The sequence below is a fragment of the Stenotrophomonas sp. 21LCFQ19 genome (genome assembly GCF_056861425.1).
The window spans coordinates 127,030-149,010 of sequence record NZ_JBSPUF010000002.1 but is presented as its reverse complement, the minus strand read 5'-3'; the positions used below and the strand labels follow the sequence as shown (position 1 = coordinate 149,010).

Below are 21,981 nucleotides of genomic sequence, written 5' to 3'. Positions count from 1 at the left end.
CGGCCCATTGCCGGCCCGCTGTCGCAGCAGTCACAATCAGCCCCTGACTCACGGGGGAATGTCATGGAAGACCGCAAGCGTGGCGCGAATGCGCAACGCCTACAACCGTTCTGGCAACGACTGCCTGCGATCACGCTCTATCCTGTGCGTGGTCCGGCACTGTATTCGCTGATCGCACTCACGCTATGCACCTTGCTGACCTGGCTGCCAGCCATTGGCTGGCTGCTTGGCATCGTCACCTGGGTGGCGATCTACCGCTACGCCTTCGAGATCCTGCGCGAAACCGCAAACGGACGCATGGCCTCGCCGGAGAACACCCTCAACAGCAGCGATGGCACCGTCATCCGGCTATTGGGGTTGATGATATTGATGGGTATCTTCGTGGTGACGGTGACGATCTTCACCGGCCCCGTGATCGGCCTGCTGACACTCGGCGCGGTCGTCCTGCTGCAACCCGGCTGCGTGATCTCGCTGGCGATGGATGGCAGCCTGCGCCACGCTGCCAATCCAGTCACTTCGATCACCATCGCCTTCCGCATCGGCTGGCCCTACCTGGCCGCCTTCCTGCTGCTGTTCGTCATCCAGGCCAGCGCATTGACCGCTGGCCAATGGCTGCACACCTTCATGCCGCCGGTCGTTGGCGAGCTGGTGCTCAACCTCTTCAGCATCTGGGGCTTGTTCAGCGCCTTCCATCTGCTCGGCTATCTGGTCTACCAGTACCACGATGCGCTGGGCTTCGAACCGGAAGGTACACACGACGCCTTTGCACGGCATGACCCGGACCAGAAACTGCTGGATGAAGCCGAACACTTCATCCGCGAAGGTCACCCGGATGCCGCGCTGGATGCGCTACGCGGCTCAGTGCGCTCGCGTGCGGTCAGCCTGCCGGTACACGAGCTGTACCAGCGCCTGCTTCGCCGCAAAGGCGCATCGGATGCTTTGCGCGACCATGCCCGCCAGTACATCAGCCGCCTGCTGATCGAGAAGCAGGAGCGCGAGGCGATGAACGTGTTGCGTGACATGCTCGAGGTCGACCCGGACTTTACCCCTGCCGAGCCGCAGCAGGCAGCGCATCTGGCCGAACGCGCCCGCCTCGGCGGCCAGCTGCAACTGCAGATGGATACCTTGCGCGCGATGTTCAAGGCATGGCCGCGCGAACCTGATGCACCACAGTGGGCCTTGCAGGCCGCCTTGTTGCTGGGCGAACGTTACAACCGCGATGCCGAAGCACTGCAACTGATCGAAGATGCGCTGCAACGCTGCGAAGACGATGAGCAACGCCGCAAGCTCGAGGCCGCCAAGCGGGCACTGCAGACCAGTCCAGCCTGAAACACCGCGTAATCGCGCCACCTAATGCAGCGACCGTAGCCCGGATACTCACAGCGCAGCCGGGATCGATGGCGACTGACCAGGTGTTCCTGGCCCCCTTGCCTCCCGGGTGCGCTGCGCTTACCCGGGCTACGGGCGGAGCCGCCGCGCGGGCTCGCAGCGGCAGACACCTGCCACACGCCGTTCCGCCCGGAAAACGAACCCTGCAGGTCGCTTATTCGTTCTCCAGCAGGAACCGGGCCTTGCCAGCTTGTGGCGTGGTGGAGAAGCGCTGCTGCAGCAGCTCCAGCAAGCGCCGGCGCTGCGCATGCGCATGGGCCTCGCCGTGCCGCAATGCCAGCCGCAACCAACCCTGCGCCTGCATCTCGGCGGCCAGTTGAATGGCCTGCTCCCACACTGCCTCGGCTTCCTGCAGCCAGCCGGCCTTGAGGCAGCACTCGAACGCTGGCTGCGCAAGCTCGGCAACCCCGCCATCGGCCAGCAGATGCTTCACGATTCCGCGCTGTGCGGCGAGGGCTGACGCATCATCCGCATCCAGCCGCAATACATCGGCAGCACGCGCCCGCATCTCGGCGCTATTGCCGGCATTGGCAGCCACCCGGTAGCGCGCCAGCGCAATATCCAACCGTTGTGGTTGTTCGACCGCCAGTGCACTCAACACGCGCTCGGCAGCCGCATTTTCAAGACGACCCATGTAGTACTGGGCCTGCTCCCAACGCTGATCGTCGACCGCCACCTCGCTGTCGTCCGCCATATAGTCCTCGCGGGTCTGCCGGCCCAGCACCAGCACGCCACCCAGCAACGCACCGCAGATCAGCCCACCAGCGTGCGCGTCGAAGCCAATGCCTGCTTCATCATTGGTCAGCAGGTTGAACACCTCCCAGCCCAACCACAACGGCAACAGCCATATCGCCGGCGCGCGCACATAGTCGAAGATCACCCCGAACCAGTAGAAGAAGCGCACCGGGCGCATTCCCCAGACCACGCAGAACGCCCCCATCACCGCTGCGATCGCACCGGATGCGCCCAGCCCACCGCCGACTTCGCCCCAGCGCCACAACACGCTGGCCACACTGGAACCCATCGCCCCCAACAGATACAGGCCGAGAAAGCGCCAGCCCCCGAGCGCGCCTTCCAGCAACAGGCCGAGTACCACCAGGAACAGCATGTTGCCCAGCAGATGCATCACGCTGCCGTGCAGGAAGGCGGCTGACAGCAATCGCCGCGGCGACCATTCCGAACTGCGCAGGATATGTCGCAGGGTGAATACCTGGTCCAGCTGCGCCTGGTACTCGCGGCGCAATGGCGCCCATGCCGCCTGTTCGTCTTCCGACTCGAACAGGCCACCGCTCTCCAGCGCTCGCTGGAACGCAACATCGCTCAACGTCGCCATGCCAACGTAGCGGCCCCGCTGCCCTGCCGGAATTGATTCCAGTTCGGCCAAGGCATCGCCCTGCGCAGTCATACGCAGATGCTTCTCGTAGACGGGCAGCTCGTATTCGGCAAGCCCGGACTGCTGGTACCAGTCCTGCGCCGCCTGCACCTTCTGCTCATCACCAGCCTGCCAGGCGAAAAACACGTAGATATTGATCAGCACCAACAACACGGTTACCAAGGGCAGCGTGCTCAGGTTCAGCGGTTTGTGCAGCGGCAGGATCAACATCGACCGGACTTCCTTGTCAGAGAACGCAGAGCTTCAGCCATGGATTGGCCTTGCGCAAGCAAGCCCAGCTACCATGCCGGCATCCACGCAACGCATGACCGCAATGAGCCGCTGGCGTCCCCCCGCAGAAAAAAGCACCGCCCTGATCACCGCCCAGGGCCATGCCCGGCTCAAGGCCGAGCTGGATGAATTGTGGCGGCAACGTCGGCCGGAAGTGGTCAAGGCGCTGGCAGCCGCAGCCGCCGAAGGTGATCGCTCGGAGAACGCCGAGTACACCTACCGCAAGAAGCAGCTGGGTGAAATCGACCGCCGCGTGCGCTATCTGAGCAAGCGACTGGAAGCCCTGCGCGTGGTCGACACCACACCCAGCGATCCGGAAGCCGTGTTCTTCGGCGCGACGGTGGAGCTGGAGAATGTCGATTCCGGGCAGACCGTCATCTACCGGATCGTCGGTCCCGATGAGACCGATGCACCGGCTGGTTGGATCAGCATCGATTCGCCATTGGCGCGGGCATTGCTGAAAAAGCGCATCGACGATGAGTTCGCGGTGGAGCTGCCGAGCGGCCTGACCCGCTTCGCGATCATCGACGTCAACTACGGCTGAGCCTGAGCGGCACCGGATAGGCGCGACCTTCGCGTAACGGACGGAAGTAGTCAGTCAATTGGTAAAAGACCGCATCTTGGGGCGCATGCCAACCGGGGATGCCGGCCAGCGGCAGTGGACGCAGCTCGGCGGGGTCCGCAAGCAAACTGGCGTCTTCGATTGCTGCAGCCACTGCGGCAACGCAGGCCACGTCGTCATCGCCAACGACCACCAGGCACTTTCCGACGAGAAGGCGTTCGGGCAGCAACGCCTGCTCCATCAGCGCATGGCCAATCACCGCGCAGACCGCGATATCGCCTGCGTGCCACCCATCCGGATTGAACAGCGCTGACCAGTCATGCCGATCCCATGCCGCCAGCACGCCCGCATCGCGCGCACGCACGATCAGCCCGGTTTCATCGAACTGGGTCAATGCAGCCTGCGCGCGATTGCGCTGGCCTGCCCCCATCACTGCGATATGCCGGCACTGCTGCGCGTTGAGCGCGCGTTTGATCGCGAAGTGACGTGCCCACACCATCGCGTTGAAAAGGTCATGCCAGTTCTGCTCGCGGGTGGCGATACGGCCCTGTGCAATACGTTGCTCGTAGTGCAGGCCGTCAGCCAGCAACGCATCGTCCTGGGCGACAAAGCGCTTGCCTTGCACGGGCAACTGCACAGTGAGTGCATCGATGCCCGGCCAATCGGAAGCCCGCATCAACGCCTCGAAATCACGGAAGTCCGCGAACAGCGGATGATCAAAGCACTGCGATTCAACCTGCCCGCGCAATGGCGCTACAAAACGACGCCGGCCCACGCCGGCATCGTTTGCGGCCGCTGCGGTGGTCACAGCACCTTGAGGTCGAACGGTGCCGCCTTGGTTTCGATCAGCGCATCGCCGAACAGATCGTGCTCGTCGCTGTCGGTGATCTCGACGTTGACGAACTCGCCCACGCGCAATTTGGCTTCAGTGGCGTTCTGGATATGCACCAGACCGTCGATTTCCGGCGCATCGGCCTTGGAGCGGGCCACGGCGATGCCGTCTTCGATGGCGTCGACCAGGCATTGCTGCACGCTGCCGATCTTGGCTTCGAGCTTGGCGGCGGAAATGGCGGCCTGCTTTTCCATGAAACGGGCAAGACGCTCCTGCTTCACTTCTTCAGGCACCGGGTCCGGCAGCTGGTTGGCGGTTGCACCTTCCACCGGCGAGTAGGCGAAGGCGCCGACGCGGTCGAGCTGGGCGGTGTCGAGGAAATCGAGCAGCTGCTCGAACTCGGCATCGGTTTCGCCCGGGAAGCCGACAATGAAGGTCGAACGCACTGTGATCTGTGGTGCGATCTCGCGCCAGCGCAGCACGCGCTCCAGGGTCTTGTCCACTGCACCTGGACGCTTCATCAGCTTGAGGATGCGCGGGCTTGCATGCTGGAACGGAATATCCAGGTACGGCAGGATCTTGCCCTCGGCCATCAACGGCACCACGTCGTCGACGTGCGGGTACGGATAGACGTAGTGCAGGCGGGTCCAGGCATCGAGCTCGGACAGGCCTTCGCACAGCGCCTTCATGCGCGTGGCGTACTCCTTGCCGCGCCAGGTACCCGGCGCGTACTTGCGGTCCACGCCGTACGCCGAGGTGTCCTGCGACACCACCAACAGCTCACGCACGCCGCCCTTGACCAGGCGCTCGGCCTCACGCAGCACCTCATCAACCGGGCGCGATACCAGATCGCCACGCATCGAGGGAATGATGCAGAAGCTGCAACGGTGGTTGCAGCCTTCGGAAATCTTCAGGTAAGCGTAGTGGCGCGGGGTCAGTTTGATGCCGTAGTCCGGCACCAGGTCGACGAACGGGTCGTGCTTGGGCGGCAGCGCGGCATGCACCGCCTCCATCACCGTGGTGTAGTCCTGCGGACCGGACACCGACAGCACGTCCGGGTAATGCTCGCGGATCATGTCGCCCTTCTTGCCCAGGCAACCGGTGACGATGACCTTGCCGTTCTCGTTCATCGCCTCGCCGATCGCATCCAGCGATTCAGCCACGGCCGAGTCGATGAAGCCACAGGTATTGACCACCACCACGTCGGCCGAGTCGTAGGACGGCACGATGCTATAGCCCTCCACCCGCAGCTGGGTGAGGATGCGCTCGGAATCGACTAGGGCCTTCGGGCAGCCAAGGCTGACGAAGCCGACTTTGGGGTTCAGCTGGGACATGATCTGGAAATCCTGGGGCCGGGCCGGAATGGCAGCGAGGCCGGAAAGCCGGGCAGTATACCGGGCCGAAGGCGCGACGCCCTGCGGCTGGCTTAATACGCGAGAGAGCTGATAATCAGTCTCATCTTGGCAACAACTAACTAGAGCCCCTCTCCCGCTTGCGGGGTGAAAGAGGGGGCGCTTACGAACCACCGGTTCGTGCCCTGTTGAACGCCCTTGCGCCAGCGCAAGGGGCGGGGCGCGGAGCGGGGGTTGGGGTGAGGGGAAGCTTCTAGCAAGCAGACCTCACGCTCCAAAAGCTCCCCCCATCCGCCCTTCGGGCACCTTCCCCCGCAAGCGGGAGAAGGTAGCCAACCCAACACCTTGGAGCCTCCCCCATGCCCAACTGGATCACCCTCCCCACCCCAATCGGCCCGGTCCGCGCCTGGCAGGCCCTGCCCTCCGGCAGCCCACGCGCCGGTCTGGTGGTCATACAGGAAATCTTCGGCGCCAATGCGCATATCCGCCATGTCGCCGAGCAGTACGCCGCCGAGGGCTATGCGGTGCTGGCGCCCTCCTTCTTCGACCTGATCGAACCGGACCTGCAGCTGGACTATGACGCAGCCGGCGTCAGCCGCGGCAAGGCGCTGGTCGACGAGCTGGGCGTGGACCGCGCGGTAACCGTGGTCGAAGCCGCCGCAAAGGCTTTGGCGCCGTACGGCAAGGTCGGCACGGTCGGCTATTGCTGGGGCGGCACCATCGCCATGTTGGCCGCGCAACGGCTGGGCCTGCCTTCGGCCAGCTACTACGGCGCGCGCAACGTGCCGTTCCTGGATACAGCGTTCAAAGCCCCGGCCATCTTCCACTTTGGCGACCAGGACGCCTCGATCCCGGCCGCCGCCGTTGCAGCGCACCGTGAAAAGCAACCCGACTTGCCTGTATATGTCTATCCAGCCGACCACGCCTTCAACCGCGAGGTCGGCATGCACTACCACCCAGCCAGCGCCGATCTGGCGCGCGAACGCACCTTGGCCTTCTTCAGCGAGAACCTGCGATGACCGAAGCTGTGACGTCCGATTTCGTACTTGATACCCGCCTTGCCGCCGACAGCGTATTGATTGCCGATGGCCCCCTGTCGCAGATCCGCTTGATGAACGACGACCGCTTCCCCTGGGTCGTGCTGGTACCGCGCGTGCCCAATGCCAGCGAGTGGATCGACCTGGACGGTGCCCAGCAACGCCTGCTGCTGGCCGAGATCAACCAGATCTCCCAGCACCTCAAGCACAAGCCCAATGTCAGCAAGATCAACATCGGTGCGCTCGGCAATATCGTGCGCCAGCTGCACGTGCATCTGATCGGCCGCAACGAGAACGACGCCGCGTGGCCGGGCCCGGTCTGGGGCAGCGGCAAGGCACAGCGTTTCGATCCGGAGGTGCTGGCCCAACGTGTCGAAATCTGGCGCCAACGGCTACGATAAGAACCTTCCCCCTTTACGGACTCCGCAAACCGATGCGCTCCAATCTGATCGCCGCCCTGATCCTGATCATCGTTGGCCTGTTCTTCCTGGCCAAGAACCTCGGCTGGATCAACGGCAACATCGGCAGCATGCTCGCCACCTGGTGGCCTGCCATCCTGGTGGCTGTCGGTATCGGCATGTTGTTCGGACGCGGCAAATAAGCCGCTCCGACGGATCCTGCATACAGAAAAAGGCGCCGAAAGGCGCCTTTTCCATTCCAGCCCAGACCGCACTCAGGTGCGCGGCAGAGTAACGCCGGTCTGGCCCTGGTACTTGCCACCACGATCCTTGTACGAGGTCTCGCAGATATCGTCCTTGTCGGCCTGGAAGAACAGCATCTGCGCCACGCCTTCGTTGGCATAGATGCGCGCCGGCAGCGGCGTGGTGTTGGAGAACTCCAGCGTCACGTGGCCTTCCCATTCCGGCTCCAGCGGGGTCACGTTGACGATGATGCCGCAGCGCGCATAGGTGCTCTTGCCAAGGCACACCACCAGGGTGTCGCGCGGGATGCGGAAGAATTCCACCGTGCGTGCCAGCGCGAACGAGTTCGGCGGGATGATGCACTCATCGGCCTCGATGTCGACGAAGCTCTTCGGGTCGAAGTGCTTGGGGTCGACGATGGTCGAGTTGATGTTGGTGAACACCTTGAACTCACGCGAGCAACGCACGTCGTAGCCATAGCTGGAGGTGCCGTAACTGACGATGCGCTGGCCATCCACCTGCTTGACCTGGCCGGCTTCGTACGGCGCGATCATGCCGTGCTGTTCGGACATTTGGCGGATCCAACGGTCGCTCTTGATGCTCATTCAGTGATCCTGTTCACGTTGTGCCGCAGCATACCTGCGGCCGGGGGTGGTCGATTCTAGCCTAGAGCCGGCCAGGAGCCGGCAAGCAATCGCCTGCCAGCAACTTCTGCACACTCTATATAAGGCAAGGCCCGCTGAGCGGGCCTTGCTTGCTACCGAGCTGGCGACTGCCTCAGATCAACGAGGACAGGATCGGAATGCTGGCGCGTGGGCGCTTGGCCAATTCTTCCGCCATCCGCTGCGCCGCCGACATATAGGCCTTCGCCGCGGCCGAATCGGGCTGCGCAACCACGATAGGCGCACCCACATCACCCTGCTCGCGGATGCCGATGTCCAGCGGCAGCGAGCCCAACAACGGCACCCCGTACTGCTCGGCCATGCGCTGGCCGCCACCTTCGCCAAACAGGTGCTCGACATGACCGCAGCTGCTGCAGGTGTGCATGGCCATGTTCTCGACGATACCCAGCACCGGCACCTCGACCTTTTCGAACATATTCAAAGCCTTGCGTGCATCCAGCGTGGCAATGTCCTGCGGCGTGGTAACGATCACCGCGCCGGCCACCGGGATTTTCTGCGACAGCGTCAGCTGGATATCGCCGGTACCCGGCGGCAGATCGATCAGCAGGAAGTCCAGGTCGCCCCACAGCGTGTCGTTGAACAGCTGGGTCAGCGCGGAAGTGGCCATCGGACCACGCCAGATCATCGGGGAGTCCGGCTCGATCAGGAAACCGATCGACATCGCCTCGACCCCGAACGCCCGCAGCGGCTCGATGGACTTGTTGTCCGGGCTCTCCGGCCGCCCGCTCAGGCCCAGCATGGCCGGCACGCTGGGGCCGTAGATATCGGCGTCCAGCACTCCGACCTTGGCGCCCAGCGCTTTCAGCGCCAACGCAAGGTTCACCGCGGTCGTGGACTTGCCTACCCCACCTTTGCCCGAGCCAACCGCAATGACATTGCGGATACGTGAATGGGGGGAGAGCCCCTTCTGCACCTTGTGGGCGCCGCCCAGCGAAATCGACCTACTCACTTGCAACCTCTGCTTTATTTCAGATGCGAACTATAGCGCGAGGTACTGAGCTGTCTCTTTCTTACGCTGTTTCAGCGTAAGCAACTATGAGTCCGCATCCCTGACAAACTCAGCGCCCGCATGGCAAGGCAAGGCAAGGCAAGGCAAATATGCACCGTGCCCCCGCTTTGTTGAGTTCTACCGGCCCTGAAGGGCTATGCCTGTTTCCTTGAAAGCCAACGAGGATCCATGGCCTGCCAGTTGGCCGCTTGACCCAGCCGCGCAACTCCCGCCCATTGAGGCCCCCAGCCACACACGCCAATTAAGTTGCAAGTGAAATCATTTGCCAAATGCGGCGGAAACTGCGCAATTAACGTTAAAGTCATGTTACGTTAACCTTACTCACTGCGCTGTAACACACTGAAATTGACGCCAGTGACAGGGAAAAGTCTTTAAATTTCAAGGGGATTCATCCACGTGCACATCAACAAAATTACTTCCGCAAAGCGTTCAGCCTTGGCCGTCGCACTGTTGACAGTACTGGCTGCACCTGCCGTCTCGTACGCCCAAGATCAGGGCGCGGCGACACCGAGTGCCCAGCGCGCCACCACGCTCGATCGCGTTTCAGTCACAGGCTCCCGAATCAAGAAGAGCGACGTAGAAGGCCCCACTCCGGTCGTCGTCATTACCGCTGCAGATATCGAGAAGGAAGGCTTCAATACGGTCTACGAAGCACTCACCACGCTAAGCCAGGTGACCGGCGACGTACAGAACGAATTGACGCAGAGTGGCTTCACTCCAAACGCCCAGTTCCTGAATATGCGCGGCATGGGTCCTGGCTACACCCTGATCCTGATCAACGGCAAGCGCATGGCTGACTACCCGCAGCCGTACAACAGCAGGTCCAACGCGGTCAGTCTGAGCAGCATTCCCGCCGCAGCGGTCGAACGCATCGAGGTTCTGACCGGCGGCGCGTCAGCTATTTACGGTTCCGACGCGGTGGCTGGCGTTGTCAACATCATTACCAAAACCAATTTCGAAGGGAATGCGATCAAGATCCGCGCGGGTACTACTACCCGTGGTGGTGGCGATACTGGCTTGTTCCAGTTCACCGGCGGCAAGAGCGGCGACAACTGGAGCGTCACCTACTCGGCGGAATACCTCAATCGTGAGGAAATCTTGGCATCGCAGCGCGATTTCATGGATTCCTACTACGACAACCCCGACTTCAAGGGCAAACCGGATTTCACCACCGCGACCAGTGGCGTCTATCTGTATCGAAACACTGGGGCTCAGTATGTGTGGAAGGGCAACGATGGCAGCCTGAACAATTCGGTAGCCAACCTGCGTGAGGCCTGCGCGGCCACATCGTCGGAGTTCACCCCGTATAACTCCTCTGCTTCGGTGTCAAACAGCACACCGAATCGCTGCGGTTATTTCGGTTATCCGGCAACCCAGTCCATCCAGAACGCCTACGACAAGACCTCTGGCTACATCGCTGGCAACTATGACTTCAGCAATGGGATCCAGGCTTACGCCCAGGCGCTGTTCACCGACAGCAGCAACAAGGGCTATAGCTCCACCCAGTTCTGGCAGACACCTGGCTATGTGTACGACCCGACCCTCGGCTACGTACAGGCCCAGCGCATCTTCACTCCAGAGGAAGTTGGCGGCGCACAGGCCACGACATATGACGAAACCTCGATCAACGTGGTTGCTGGCCTGCGAGGTTCGTTCGCAAACAATCGCTTTGATTGGGATGCGAGCATTTCGCACTCCAAGTTCGACTACGACACCACCCGCCCCCGTTTCTTGACCAATAAGATCAACGACTATTTCCTCGGCCCGCAGCTCGGCACCGTCGGCACCTATAGCGTTTACAACGTTGATGTTGACCGCCTGTTCAGCCCGATGACGCCTGATGTGTATCGCTCGTTGATCACCAACGTGCGCAACAGTGGCTCTTCCAAGAACACAACCGGAAGCTTCACCATCAGCGGTGACTTGTTCGACCTGCCAGCTGGCCCGCTGGGCGCAGCGTTGGTGTTTGAGGCCGCAAGCCAGGAATACACGCTTGATCCCGACGTGCGCTCCACCGTCACGTATACCGGAGCTGACAAGATCTACAACCTCACAGCAACCGGCGGTGGCGGTGAACGCGACCGTTATGCGGCTGGCCTTGAATTGAGCATTCCGATCTTCGATTCGCTGAAAGCCAGCTTGGCAGGTCGATTCGACAAGTACGACGACGTGACCAACGTTGATGGTGCGTCGACTTGGTCCGCTGGCCTGGAATGGCGTCCGTTTGAGAGCCTGCTGTTGCGCGGCAACTACGCAACCAGCTTCCGTGCCCCCGACATGCATTACGTCTTTGCCGGCCAATCCGGCTCGTACTCTTACATTGTCGACCAACTGCGCTGCCGTGAGGCCGGCTTGGATCCGAAGAGCACCGCCTGCACGAATGACACCGACTACTACTACCAGGCTTTTTCTACCCGCCAAGGCAGCAAGGAACTGGAAGAAGAAACCGGCAAGTCGTTCACCGTTGGTTTCGTCTGGGACATCATCGACGACCTGGCGCTGACGGTGGATTACTACAACATCAAGCTTGAAGGCGCAGTCGCTGACATCGACAGCGACTACCTGTATCGCAATGAAGCCGATTGCCGCTTGGGTGTTACGACCTCTGGTTCGGTCGTCGACGGCAACTCGGCCGCTTGCCAGTACTTCAAGAGCCTGGTGACCCGCGACGATACCGCCCTGGGCGAGAACAAGGTCACTGGCTTCACCTCGATCCCGTACAACCAAGCCATGACCCGCACCTCGGGTATCGACGCAGCATTGGACTACAAGTTCGATACTGATCGTTGGGGCCGTTTCGGCGTCCAGATGAAGTACACCCATGTGCTCAAGTTGGAAGATCAGGATTTCCCGGGTGGCGATATCGTCAACACCCGAGACCACCTGCAGTACTTCAACTACCGCAGCAAGGCCAGCCTGACCACTTCATGGAGCAAGGATGACTGGAGCGCAACTGTGTACGGCACTCGTACGGGTTCGCTGCCAAACTGGGCTGAAACCGGCCGTATTGCGCCGTACCTGGTGTGGAACCTCACCCTGAACAAGAAGATCACGAACAAAGCCTCCGTTGGCCTGCAAGTGCTCAATGTGTTCGACAAGCTGCACCCGGCGGACGATACCTACAATTCCTACCCGTACTTCTTCCGCTCGTACTCTCCGGTAGGCCGACAGATCTCTGCTGAACTGAACTATAAGTTCTGATCAGATAGTTCTGGAGAATCAAGAAGAAGCCCGGTTTCTGCCGGGCTTCTTTCTGAAAGGATATTGAATATGCCCCCAAAATGGGGCTGAGCGCCACCACTGCGCGCTAGAAAGCAAGGAGCTGACAATGAAGAAACTTATTGGCCTGACGCTGGCCCTATCCATTGGCGCAGCCTGTACCCCAGTGTTTGCTGCCCAGGACATCCAGGACTTCATCGGCCGTCCAACCTACGGAACAGCAAAAATCTCACCCGATGGCCGCTACCTGGCAATCACCGTGGACAAGGGCGATCAGGACGTCCTAGTTGTATTGAACGCTGCTGACCTCAAGCCACTGAAAATCAACCAGCTGCCCGACAAGAAAAGCATAGGCAGTTTTTACTGGGTCAGCCCAGAGCGCCTGATGTTCGATGCTGTCAAGAAATTGGGGGGCTACGCCGCTCCATTCAGCATCGGAGAATGGTACGCAGTGAACGCGGACGGCACCCAACCGCGACCGCTCATCTTCCAGGGAACGCGCGACGCTACCCAGCAAGCCAAGAGCATCGGCAACGAACGTTACTCGTTGGTTGACACCCTGCGTAACGACGACGACAACGTGATCATGCAGGCGACCTCAGCACGGTCCAGCGAAGGCGTTGGGACCGAGCTTTTCAAGGTCGACGTAATCAGTGGGCGTCGCACGTCTTTGGGCCGAGCCCCCAAGGAAAACTGCAGCATTACTCTTGACGAAACCAAACAGCCGCGATTTGCCGTCTGCAGCTCTTCACGTGATGAAAGTGGCGAGTACGCCGAGCGTTCCGAACTTTACCGCCGTGATGCGCAGAGCTGGACACTGATCAACTCCTCAAAAGCCGAAGGCAAACACTTATCCGTTGAACGCACCACCGAAAGCGGAACCGTCTATGCCTCTTTGGATGATGGCAAGACGCCAGCTGCTATCGGAACGCTCGACACCAGCAGTGGCGAGTTCAAACAGCTATTCTCCGACCCCGTCGCCGAAATCTCCGGAAACATCTGGTCGACCGATCTGAACACGCTGATCGGCGTCATCACCGAGGCCGGGGCACCGGCGGTAACGATGCTCGATGAAGCACATCCGGATGCCCAGCTTTATACCTCCCTCGCATCTGCTTTTGACGGCCAAATGGTGGGTTTCTCCAGTTTCACCAATGATGGCAAGAAGATTCTCGTATCGGTCTACAGCGACAGTAACCCCGGAGAGCTATATCTGTACGACAGGGATACCGGTAAAGCTCGCTTCCTGATGTCGCGCAGGACCCAACTCGACCCGAAGAAGATGGCAACCACTCGCCCCTTCTCCTTCACCGCGCGAGATGGCCGTACGGTTCATGCTTACTTGACCATCCCCAATGGCAGCGACGGCAAGAATCTGCCGTTGATTGTCAATCCCCACGGAGGTCCTATTGGTCCTCGCGATGATTGGGCTTTCAACCCTGAGGCGCAGCTGTTCGCCAGCCGAGGCTATGCAACCCTGCAGGTCAACTTCCGCGGCTCAGGCGGCTACGGCAAGGAGTTCCAGAATGCAGGTCACCGCCAATGGGACCAGAACATTCAGAACGATATCCTCGATGCCACACACTGGGCACTGGACAACGGCTACGTGGATAGGAGTCGCATCTGCATTTATGGCGGTAGCTTTGGTGGCTACTCGTCGATGATGGCACCGATCCGCGAGCCAGGTCTGTTCCAATGCGCCTTTGGCTATGTCGGCGTCTACGACATCGACATGCTTTTCAAGAAAGGCGACATCCCGCAAAGCGATTCCGGGCTTCGCTATCTTCGCCGCACCCAAGGTAGCGACCGCGCTGACTGGCAGCGTGCATCCCCAGCCCTGCGGGCGAGCGAAGTCAAGATTCCGGTGTACCTTGCAGCCGGCGCTCGCGATGCTCGCGCCGTACCCGAGCAAACCGAGCTAATGAACAAAGCACTTATTGCGGCGGGTAACCGCCCAGAAGGAATGATCATCCAGTCCGGCGAAATGCATGGCTTCTATGGTGACGAAGCACGCCTCAAACTCTATACCGAGATGTTGAATTTCTTCGATCGCCACATCGGCACGAAACAATAAAAATGGATACCCTGTCATCGGATTTTGCCGATGACAGGGATATCATCAACATCGACAAAATCTCGCCTATAGCACTGACTCGCCTGTCACCGAGCCATCATGAAGATAAAACTGTTCCTCGCCGCGCCAGTACTGGCACTTTCACTATTATCCAGTGCTGTTACGATCGCCACGGAGAAGCTACCCGCCGACCCGACAATGGACCCCCTGATGAGGTCTGCCGGCTTTCTTTCCAGCCACCCAGACCTCAGATTCCGGCTACTGGGCCTGGAGAAACTGAAGAACAACGAACCAGAAAAGGCTTTCACTTACTTCAAGCGTGCTGCTTATTATTCGGACAAGCCGTCCCAAGGTATGGTTGCCGAAATGCTTTGGAACGGCCAAGGTGTAACCGCGGACCGCAGTTTGGCCTATGCATGGATGGATCTTGCGGCGGAGCGCGGATACGCCGGTTTTGCTGGTTTGCGAGAGCGCTACTGGGCTCAACTCGACGACATCGAACGTGAACGTGCGGTGGAACTGGGGCAAGAGGTCTACGCTCATTACGGTGATGAAGCGGCATCGCCCCGCTTGGCGCGCGTCCTGCATCGTGGCCAGCAAGGTGTGACCGGCAGTCGCTTGGGTTCCGCTGGCGCACTGACCATCTACGTCCCAGGTCCGGATGGAGAGGGCATGCAGATCTCGGGCTCCAAATTCTATGACCGCCGCTACTGGGATCCACAGCTATATCAGCAATGGCATGATCAGGTGTGGATGAAGCCGCGCATTGGTTCGGTGAATGTCGGCGCAGCCAGCCAGATTCCGCCCAGCATCAATGAGCACCGCATACCCAAAGTGCAGCCACAAATTGATGCCGAGGAACCCGCTACCGACGACGCAATGCCTAATCTGCAGAGCGGCAATACAAAGCCTTGAATTCCATGCTTAGAGCGAAAAAAGCAACGGCCGCTTTTGCGGCCGTTGCCTTTTAGCCCATGCCTCACACCATCAGACCTTGCACAATCTACCCGAAGAAAACTCATGCAGCTGGAAACAGAGCTCTTGGCGACCATTGCCTTCACAACTAACGGGGACTCTGGAATGGAGGATTCGCGTTTGAATAGCACGCTTCATCTAAAAATATCTTTCATTGAGATGAGTGAAGAAATAGATTAAACCCATTTTTCCCAAAAATTTTTGGGCCTAAATGCGCAACATGGCTGAGACTGGATTTCGATTCCCCATCGAATTACCACTGGTAGAATCCACTAAACCCGGGTCTTCTGCATCCAAACCCGCTCGGTTCCAACGAGTTCGCTCGTCAACCGACCAGCTCCGCCATAATCACGTTTGCCGCATTGTGCCCCGGCGCACCAGTAACCCCACCCCCAGGATGTGCGCCCGATCCGCAGAGATACAAACCAGGCAGCGCCCCCTTGTACCCCGCCTGCCCCAGCATCGGCCGCGCACTGAACAGCTGGTTCAGGCTCAACGCGCCGTGGAAGATATCGCCGCCAATCAGGCCGAAGGTCCGCTCGAGATCCAGCGGGCTCATGATCTGCCTACCGAGCACCGAAGCAGCAAAACCCGGCGCATGCTTGTCGACGGTGGCGATCATCAGATCCGCGACTTCTTCGCGATGATCGTCCCAGCTGCGTCCATCCGGCAACTGCGGGGCCACGTGCTGGCAGAACAGACTGGCAACGTGCTGTCCCGGCGGTGCGAGTGAATCATCCAGCGTACTGGGAATCAGCATCTCGACGATGGGCTCGCGTGACCACCCATACTGACGCGCATCCAGATAGGCGCGATCCATGTAGTCCAGGCTCGGTGCGATGATGATGCCGGCGGTCAGGTGATCACCGAGTCCCGGCAGCACACTGAAATCAGGCAGCTTCGACAAAGCCACATTCATGCGGAATGTTCCCGAGCCGCAGCGCCAGTTGGCCATGCGCTCCAACGTAACCGCCGGCACATCGGCAGGATCGAACAGGCGCTCGTAGAGCAGCTTCGGATTGACGTTGGCAACGATGGCAGAGCCGCGCAGCACGTCGCCACCGGCCAATACAACGCCGACTGCACGCCCCTGCTCCACCAGGACCTTCTCGACGGCGGCATCGGTACGGATTTCAACACCGGCCTCAACCGCCGATCGCGCCATCGCCTGGGTGATCGCGCCCATGCCGCCGATCGCGTGACCCCAGGCACCTTTGACACCGTTGCTTTCACCAAACACGTGATGCAACAACACGTAGGCCGTGCCCGGCGCATAAGGACTGGCGTAGTTGCCAACGATGCCATCGAAGCCGAACAAGGCCTTGATCGGTGCGCTCTCGAACCAGCGGTCCAGGTACTCGGCGGCGGAGATGGTGAACAGATCCATCAATTCCTGCTGCAAGCCGGGGTCCAGGCGCTGCAGCTGCCGGCCCAGCTGCCCTGCCTTCCACAGCTCCGGCAGCGCACGCAACCAACTCGCACCGCTGATGTTCGGCGGCGCCTGCAGGGCCTGCGCACGCAGCACGTCCGCGAAGATCTCCAGCCGCTGTTCGTACTCGGGCAAGCGTGCCGCATCGCGTGCGGAGAAGCGCGCAACCTGTTCGGCAGTGCGCCCGCCCCCGGCCAACAGATACTCGCCATTGCCCAAGGGCAGGAAGTTGTTGAGCTTGCGTGGGACCACCCGCAGGCCGTGCCGCTCCAGCTCCAGCTCGGCAATCACCTTGGGTTGCAGCAGCGACACCGTATAAGAGGCCACCGAATTGCGGAACCCCGGATGGAACTCCTCGGTGACGGCTGCGCCTCCGACTACTGAACGTCGCTCCAATACCAATACCCGCTTGCCGGCCCTGGCCAGATAGGCCGCGCACACCAGTCCGTTATGGCCGCCGCCGATCAGGATCGCGTCCCGCTGCTTGCTTGATGTCTTGGTCATTCCCGCTGTATAGCACCGGCCAGCCGTCGCCGCCCATAGGAATACACCCGCAGCGACCCATGACCTTCTACACCCCTTCCTCATCGGTTTCAGGCGTATCTTCCTGCTTCGGCCCCGGACTCCGCGGCCTCACTCATGCTTTGAAACCGGCCTGGAGGCCTTTCCCGTGATCGTTCGCAAACCCCAGATTCTCCTGCTGTCGCTGGCCGTCGCCGCCGTGCTGACCGGTTGCCCCAAGCAGGAAGAGCAGTCCCCGCCGGCGGCCACCGCCGCTGCCCCGGCCGCCACCGAGCTGAAGCTGGACGAGTCCAAGCTGCCGGCCTACAACGCCTTCACCGCCGCCGACCTCGACGCCAGCAAGGACGCATGTACCGATTTCAACGGCTACGTGAACGAGAAGTGGCTCAATGCCAACGAGATTCCGGCTGACCGCACCAGCTGGGGCGCCTTCACCATCCTCGACGAGCGCTCGGTTGCCGTGCAGCACCAGCTGGCCGAGCAGGCCGCGGCAATGAAGAACGCCACCGGCATCGAGAAGATCGTCGGCGACTTCTGGGCCGCCGGCATGGACGAAGCCAAGATCAACAGCCTTGGCATCACCCCGCTGAAGGCCGACCTGGCCGCGATTGACGGCCTGCAGGACACCGCCGCACTGGCCGACTACCTGCGCAGCACCGCTGCCAAGGGCGAGAACTTCCTGTTCGGCTTCGGTCCGGAAGCGGACTTCAAGAATTCGTCCATGAACATGGCCTACGCCAGCCAGGGCGGCCTGGGTCTGCCGGACACCACCTATTACACCGACGCCAGCAAGGCCGACAAGCTCAACGCCTACAAGGCCCACGTGGCCAAGGTACTGGAGCTGAGCGGTGTTGCCGCGGCCGATGCCGCCAAGCAGGCCGAGGAAGTGGTCAAGTTTGAAACCCGCCTGGCCAAGGCTTCCAAGTCCAGCGTCGAGCTGTCGCGCGACGTCTCGCTGTACTACAACCCGGTCACCGTGGCCGACGCCGACAAGCTGACCCCGAACTTCAGCTGGACCGCGTTCTTCCAGGCGCAGGGCATTGCCGCACCGGCGACGTTCTCGCTGGCCATGCCGGCCTTCCACGCGGAAGTGAGCAAGATGCTGGCCGACACCGACCCGGCAGCCTGGCGCGCCTACCTGCGCTTCCACACCGTGGACGGCGCCGCACCGTACCTGAGCAATGAGTTCGTGCAGGAGAACTACGCGTTCTACGGCAAGGAACTGAACGGCCAGAAGGAAATCAAGCCGCGCTGGAAGCAGGTGCTGGGCACCATTGAAAACGATGCTGGCGATGCTTTCGGCCAGATGTACGTCAAAGTCGCTTTCTCGCCCGAGTCCAAGGCCAAGATGGAAGAACTGGTCAAGAACCTGGCCGGTGCACTGAAGGACCGCATCCAGAACCTGACCTGGATGAGCGACGAAACCAAGGCCAAGGCCATCGCCAAGTGGGAAACCTTCACCCCGAAGATCGGCTACCCGGACAAGTGGCGTGATTGGAGCGGCCTGAGCACCACCCACGATGACTACCTGGGCAACGTCCGCGCAGCCAATGCGTTCAACTACAAGTGGGCGCTGACCAAGATCGGCCAGCCGGTGGACAAGACCGAGTGGGGCATGACCCCGCAGACCGTCAACGCCTACTACAACCCGCTGCAGAACGAGATCGTGTTCCCGGCCGCCATCCTGCAGCCGCCGTTCTTCGACGTGAACGCCGACGACGCGCTGAACTACGGTGGTATCGGTGCCGTCATCGGCCACGAAATGACCCACGGTTACGACGACCAGGGCAGCCGCTTCGGCCCGACCGGCAACTTCGAGAACTGGTGGACCCCGGCTGACGCCAAGGGCTTTGAAGGCCTGACCGGCAAGCTGGTCAAGCAGTTCAACGAGTACAAGGTGGGCGACCAGCAGGTCAATGGCACGCTGACCCTGGGCGAGAACATCGCCGATCTGGGCGGCCTGGCCACCGCTTATGACGCCCTGCAGAAGGCTTCGACCGGCAAGGAAGATGCAAAGGTTGACGGCTTCACCCGCGACCAGCGCTTCTTCTTCAACTGGGCCACCGTGTGGCGCACCAAGTACACCGCCGAGAACGCCAAGGTCCGCCTGGCCACCGACTCGCACGCCCCGGCACAGTTCCGTGCCATGGGTGCGCCGTCGAACCTGCCGACCTTTGCTGCTGCGTTCCAGTGCAAGGCCGGTTCGCCGATGGTCCGCGCTGGCGACAAGCAGGTGGTGATCTGGTAATCGCTGCCCTGCAATGAGACCCGAAGAAGGCCCGGCATAGTCGGGCCTTCTTTTTGCCCACGCACCAGGATTGTGGGAGCGGCGTCAGCCGCGAAGCTGAGCAAGCCCAAGGCGCCGGTCACCAACGCAAACCAGTCAATGCCAGCCGCACCATCCGCACTGGCTTCGCGGCTCACGCCGCTTTCACAACCACCGGTTTTGATGCAGTACCCAATTCCGTGCCCTGCCCCGGCACCAATCCGCCGCCAGCTTGTTAAACTCCGCCCACTTTGTCCTTCTGCGGATATGCACCACATGCCCAACGTTCGCCCACTTACCCTGGCCCTGGCCTTCTCCCTGGTGACCGTGCTGTCCACCAACGATGCGCAGGCCGCCCGCAAGAAGCCTGCGGCACGGGCACCGGCAGTGAGCGCGGCCTGTACGGATTTCTACGAAGCCACCAACGGCAACTGGCTCAAGGCCAATCCGGTGCCGCAGACCGGCGCAGTCAGCGCCCTCGGCACCCTGGCAGAGAACACCCGCACCCAGCAGCGCCAGTTGCTGGATCGCGCGATGACCGCGCCGCAAGGCAACGTGCAGAAGCTGCTTGGCGATTTCTGGGCCAGCGGCCTGGATGAAGCCGCGGTCGAAGCCGACGGTTCCAAGCCGATCGCGCCGCTGCTGACCCGCATCAACGCCATCAAGAAGGCCAAGGACATCCCGGCCTCGATCGCTGCCCTGCATCAGGTCGGCATCCCGGTCGCGTTCAATTTCGCCCCGGACGTGGACCTGAAGGCATTGGACCGCCATATCGGCTACTTCATGCAAGGCGGCACCGGCCTGCCGGACCCGGCGTTCTATACCCGTACCGATGCCGACACCGTCGCCCTGATGGGCCGCTATCGCGCCTACGTGAAGCAGATCCTGGCCCTGACCGGCACCCCGGCGGCGCAGCTTGATGCCGAATCGGCGCTGGTCATCCAGCTGGAAACCGAACTGGCGCGCAGCGCGCACTCGGTGGCCGACATCAACAACCCGTTCAATAACTACGCGCCGGTCTCCACCAAGGACCTCAACAGCCGCTACCGCAACCTGCAGTTGGATGCCTTCCTGAAGGCGCAGGGCGTGAACGACGACCTGGTGTCGCTGGCCGACCCGGCGCTGTTCCAGCAGCTCAATGGCATGGTCAGCCGTCTGCCGGCCAACCAGTGGAAGGCCTACCTGCGCTGGCGCGTGGGCGACGCGATGGCGCCGTACCTGTCCAAGGCCTACCGCGACGCCGAGTTCGAGTTCCGTGGCCGCCTGCTGCGTGGCCAGGCCATCGCCCCGGCGCGCCCGGACGCTGTGCTCGACGCCATCAACGTGGCCGCCGGCCCGATGCTGGGCCACGAATACGCCGCGACCTACCTCAACCGCGATACCCGCCGCCAGGCCGGTGTGATGGTCGACCAGATCCGCGAAGCACAGATCACCGCGGTCAAGCGCAGCAGCTGGCTCAGCGCCGAGGCCAAGACCGAAGCCGAAGCCAAGCTGGCGGCGATGAAGATCGAGATCGGCACCCCGCTGCGCGATCTGGACTACACCGTGCAGCCGATGGGCCGCGGCAGCTTTGGCGGCAACATCCTGATCGCTTCCACCTGGCGCCACGCCCAGGAAATGAAGCGCATCGGCAAGGGCAACGCCGACCGCCGTTGGGATGTGCTGCCGCAGCAGCCGTCGATCGCTTACGACATCGCCCAGAACCGCTTGATCGTGACGGCCGCAGCCCTGCAGGGGCCGATCTTTGCCGCCAACGCCAGCAATGCCGAGAAGTTCGGCGCTTTCGGTGGCCTGGTCGCGCATGAAGTCAGCCGCGCCATCGACGTCAAGGGCGCGATGATCGACGCCAAGGGCGAACTGCGCAGCTGGTGGACGCCGGCTGACAAGAGCGCCTGGACGCTGCTCGGCAACCGCGTCGCCGCGCAGTACAGCGCTTACCCGTTCCCGGGCGTCAAGGATGCCAAGGTCAACGGTGAGCTGACCCGCGACGAGAACATGGCGGATCTGTCGGGCATGGAGATCGCATTGGAGGCCTTCACTGCCGCCCAGGCTGATGCCAAGCCGGCCGACAAGCAGGACTTCTTCAAGGGCTGGACCAGCCTGTGGGCGCAGCAGCTGTCGCCGAACGAAGCCGTGCAGCGGCTGAACACCGACGTGCGCGCACCTGGCCGCTGGCGCAGCAATGCACCGCTGTCCAACCTGCCGGAGTTTGGCGCCAGCTTCAGCTGCAAGCCGGGCCAGCCGATGCAGCGTACCGACGCCGAGCAGATCCGGATCTGGCGTTGATGCGGAATTGAAGTAAGCAAAAAGGCGCGGATTCCGCGCCTT

The 21,981-nt window shown here is 61.6% G+C and carries 16 protein-coding genes; 10 read left to right on the top strand and 6 right to left on the bottom strand.

The window, feature by feature from the left end:
- The first annotated feature begins 63 nt into the window (after nt 1-63).
- Nucleotides 64-1,329 (top strand): tetratricopeptide repeat protein, encoded by a 1,266-nt coding sequence (locus tag AC13FW_RS02825; protein ID WP_482988132.1) that lies wholly within the window; start codon nt 64-66, stop codon nt 1,327-1,329.
- Nucleotides 1,330-1,543: 214 nt separating this feature from the next.
- Here AC13FW_RS02825 and AC13FW_RS02820 read toward each other — a convergent pair whose 3' ends face one another.
- Nucleotides 1,544-2,992: a rhomboid family intramembrane serine protease gene (locus AC13FW_RS02820; RefSeq protein WP_296246037.1), complete on the bottom strand. Its 1,449-nt coding sequence runs from the start codon at nt 2,990-2,992 to the stop codon at nt 1,544-1,546.
- Nucleotides 2,993-3,095: 103 nt separating this feature from the next.
- Here AC13FW_RS02820 and greB point away from each other — a divergent pair, with 103 nt between their 5' ends.
- A complete protein-coding gene (greB, locus tag AC13FW_RS02815) occupies nt 3,096-3,596 on the top strand; it encodes a transcription elongation factor GreB (RefSeq protein WP_282266597.1) in 501 nt (166 codons plus the stop codon).
- Here greB and AC13FW_RS02810 read toward each other — a convergent pair.
- Nucleotides 3,583-4,422 carry a DUF3025 domain-containing protein gene (locus tag AC13FW_RS02810; protein ID WP_482988131.1) on the bottom strand — a complete coding sequence of 280 codons (840 nt, stop codon included), beginning with the start codon at nt 4,420-4,422 and terminating at the stop codon, nt 3,583-3,585. The genes greB and AC13FW_RS02810 overlap by 14 nt on opposite strands.
- Complete coding sequence (rimO, locus tag AC13FW_RS02805; RefSeq protein ID WP_482988130.1) at nt 4,419-5,780, bottom strand: 30S ribosomal protein S12 methylthiotransferase RimO; 1,362 nt, start codon at nt 5,778-5,780, stop codon at nt 4,419-4,421. Before rimO ends, AC13FW_RS02810 begins: the two co-directional genes overlap by 4 nt.
- 377 nt (nt 5,781-6,157) lie before the next feature.
- Between rimO and AC13FW_RS02800 the strand changes: the two genes are divergently transcribed.
- The 3 genes from AC13FW_RS02800 to AC13FW_RS02790 are packed head-to-tail and all read left to right on the top strand — an operon-like array spanning nt 6,158 to nt 7,436.
- Entirely contained in the window at nt 6,158-6,817 is a 660-nt protein-coding gene (locus AC13FW_RS02800) for a dienelactone hydrolase family protein (RefSeq protein WP_482988129.1), read from the top strand.
- Nucleotides 6,814-7,236 carry an HIT family protein gene (locus AC13FW_RS02795; protein WP_313494466.1) on the top strand — a complete coding sequence of 141 codons (423 nt, stop codon included), beginning with the start codon at nt 6,814-6,816 and terminating at the stop codon, nt 7,234-7,236. The genes AC13FW_RS02800 and AC13FW_RS02795 overlap by 4 nt, the downstream gene beginning before the upstream one ends.
- 32 nt (nt 7,237-7,268) lie before the next feature.
- Nucleotides 7,269-7,436 (top strand): LiaI-LiaF-like domain-containing protein, encoded by a 168-nt coding sequence (locus tag AC13FW_RS02790; protein WP_089153126.1) that lies wholly within the window; start codon nt 7,269-7,271, stop codon nt 7,434-7,436.
- 72 nt (nt 7,437-7,508) lie between these two features.
- On the opposite strand, the gene dcd is transcribed toward AC13FW_RS02790, so the two are convergent.
- Nucleotides 7,509-8,081 (bottom strand): dCTP deaminase, encoded by a 573-nt coding sequence (gene dcd / locus AC13FW_RS02785; RefSeq protein WP_282266583.1) that lies wholly within the window; start codon nt 8,079-8,081, stop codon nt 7,509-7,511.
- Between the two features lie 172 nt (nt 8,082-8,253).
- Nucleotides 8,254-9,096 carry an iron-sulfur cluster carrier protein ApbC gene (apbC, locus tag AC13FW_RS02780; RefSeq protein WP_282266641.1) on the bottom strand — a complete coding sequence of 281 codons (843 nt, stop codon included), beginning with the start codon at nt 9,094-9,096 and terminating at the stop codon, nt 8,254-8,256.
- 468 nt (nt 9,097-9,564) lie between these two features.
- Between apbC and AC13FW_RS02775 the strand changes: the two genes are divergently transcribed.
- The 3 genes from AC13FW_RS02775 to AC13FW_RS02765 all read left to right on the top strand — a co-directional run bounded on the left by AC13FW_RS02775 (nt 9,565) and on the right by AC13FW_RS02765 (nt 15,376).
- Complete coding sequence (locus tag AC13FW_RS02775) at nt 9,565-12,369, top strand: TonB-dependent receptor plug domain-containing protein (protein ID WP_296246024.1); 2,805 nt, start codon at nt 9,565-9,567, stop codon at nt 12,367-12,369.
- Between the two features lie 127 nt (nt 12,370-12,496).
- Entirely contained in the window at nt 12,497-14,461 is a 1,965-nt protein-coding gene (locus AC13FW_RS02770) for a S9 family peptidase (RefSeq protein ID WP_482988128.1), read from the top strand.
- A gap of 99 nt (nt 14,462-14,560) precedes the next feature.
- Nucleotides 14,561-15,376, top strand: a complete 816-nt coding sequence (locus tag AC13FW_RS02765; RefSeq protein WP_482988127.1) for a tetratricopeptide repeat protein — start codon at nt 14,561-14,563, stop codon at nt 15,374-15,376.
- Between the two features lie 385 nt (nt 15,377-15,761).
- Here AC13FW_RS02765 and AC13FW_RS02760 read toward each other — a convergent pair whose 3' ends face one another.
- Nucleotides 15,762-17,369: a phytoene desaturase family protein gene (locus AC13FW_RS02760; RefSeq protein ID WP_482988126.1), complete on the bottom strand. Its 1,608-nt coding sequence runs from the start codon at nt 17,367-17,369 to the stop codon at nt 15,762-15,764.
- Between the two features lie 169 nt (nt 17,370-17,538).
- On the opposite strand from AC13FW_RS02760, the gene AC13FW_RS02755 reads away from it, so the two are divergent.
- The gene (locus AC13FW_RS02755; protein ID WP_482988271.1) at nt 17,539-19,635 is read left to right on the top strand and encodes a M13 family metallopeptidase; all 2,097 of its coding nucleotides are present in this window, start codon (nt 17,539-17,541) and stop codon (nt 19,633-19,635) included.
- Nucleotides 19,636-19,929: 294 nt separating this feature from the next.
- Entirely contained in the window at nt 19,930-21,939 is a 2,010-nt protein-coding gene (locus AC13FW_RS02750; protein WP_482988125.1) for a M13 family metallopeptidase, read from the top strand.
- The last annotated feature ends 42 nt before the right edge of the window (nt 21,940-21,981 follow it).

Excerpts from the sequence above, each read along its gene's own strand:
- AC13FW_RS02825 (WP_482988132.1), top strand. The coding sequence starts at position 64 with ATGGAAGACCGCAAGCGTGGCGCGAATGCGCAACGCCTACAACCGTTC.
- AC13FW_RS02820 (WP_296246037.1), bottom strand. The coding sequence starts at position 2,992 with ATGTTGATCCTGCCGCTGCACAAACCGCTGAACCTGAGCACGCTGCCC.
- greB (WP_282266597.1), top strand. The coding sequence starts at position 3,096 with ATGAGCCGCTGGCGTCCCCCCGCAGAAAAAAGCACCGCCCTGATCACC.
- rimO (WP_482988130.1), bottom strand. The coding sequence starts at position 5,780 with ATGTCCCAGCTGAACCCCAAAGTCGGCTTCGTCAGCCTTGGCTGCCCG.
- AC13FW_RS02800 (WP_482988129.1), top strand. The coding sequence starts at position 6,158 with ATGCCCAACTGGATCACCCTCCCCACCCCAATCGGCCCGGTCCGCGCC.
- AC13FW_RS02795 (WP_313494466.1), top strand. The coding sequence starts at position 6,814 with ATGACCGAAGCTGTGACGTCCGATTTCGTACTTGATACCCGCCTTGCC.
- AC13FW_RS02790 (WP_089153126.1), top strand. The coding sequence starts at position 7,269 with ATGCGCTCCAATCTGATCGCCGCCCTGATCCTGATCATCGTTGGCCTG.
- dcd (WP_282266583.1), bottom strand. The coding sequence starts at position 8,081 with ATGAGCATCAAGAGCGACCGTTGGATCCGCCAAATGTCCGAACAGCAC.
- AC13FW_RS02770 (WP_482988128.1), top strand. The coding sequence starts at position 12,497 with ATGAAGAAACTTATTGGCCTGACGCTGGCCCTATCCATTGGCGCAGCC.
- AC13FW_RS02765 (WP_482988127.1), top strand. The coding sequence starts at position 14,561 with ATGAAGATAAAACTGTTCCTCGCCGCGCCAGTACTGGCACTTTCACTA.
- AC13FW_RS02760 (WP_482988126.1), bottom strand. The coding sequence starts at position 17,369 with ATGACCAAGACATCAAGCAAGCAGCGGGACGCGATCCTGATCGGCGGC.
- AC13FW_RS02750 (WP_482988125.1), top strand. The coding sequence starts at position 19,930 with ATGCCCAACGTTCGCCCACTTACCCTGGCCCTGGCCTTCTCCCTGGTG.